The organism is Arthrobacter rhombi (assembly GCF_039526245.1).
GTDB lineage: Bacteria > Actinomycetota > Actinomycetes > Actinomycetales > Micrococcaceae > Arthrobacter_H > Arthrobacter_H rhombi.
Window position 1 is genome coordinate 1 of sequence record NZ_BAAAIV010000029.1, and the last position, 781, is coordinate 781.

Annotated in this window: 1 protein-coding gene; it reads left to right on the top strand. The window is 63.1% G+C overall.

Features of this window, described 5'->3' with window-relative positions; all coding sequences use genetic code 11:
• Positions 1-186: 186 nt before the first annotated feature.
• A partial coding sequence (locus ABD088_RS17195; protein WP_343903205.1) for a hypothetical protein occupies positions 187-781 on the top strand: 595 nt, incomplete at its 3' end.

A 781-nucleotide genomic window follows, 5' to 3' on the forward strand; every position in this document is an offset into this window, starting at 1 on the left:
CCGGGGAGCTGCCCATCCTGCGAAGTAATGAAAGTCCTGGCCTTCTTCGACGACGACGGGACCATCGTTTGCGCAGCATGCGCGGGCGTCCCCAGCCGATTCGCCTGCAAGACGTGTGGAAGCGAGGAGCAACTCACAGGTTCCCAGTGCGGGACTTGCCGCCTCCAGGAACGAGCACGGGACGTCTTGGCCCAAGACGACGGGAAGATCCATCCCGACCTGACAGGACTCTACGACCTGCTGCTGAGCACGCCGGACAAGCGGACCGTCGTGCGATGGATCAAGCACGATCAAGTGCATGGCACTCTGCGTGCCATGGCCACCGGATACGTGCCCATCAGCCACAGCACGCTGAACCAGCTCCAGCCTTCACCAAGGATCCGCTACCTGCGCCGGCTGATGGTCACCGCAGGAACGCTGCCCGCCGTCGACGTGCGACTCAATGACCACGAGGTCTTCGCCAACCGCTTTCTGCAGACGCTCGCTCCAGGCCATGCAACGATCCTCCGTCGCTACCACCAGTGGCATGTCCTGCGGATGATGCGTCAAGAGTCCGAGGCGGCTCCGATATCACCGAACGTGGACTATCGGCGGCGCCGTGAGCTCAAGGCCATCGCCTGCTTCCTCAGTTGGCTCGACGGGCGTGGGACAAGCCTCGAAACGATGCACCAGCAGGACCTTGACCGGTACCTCGCACAACCCAAGGGCATCGAAATCAGGACTTTCGTTGTCTGGGCCCGCCGGCACCACCTGATGCCCCAGCTGGAGATCTGGGTGCGGC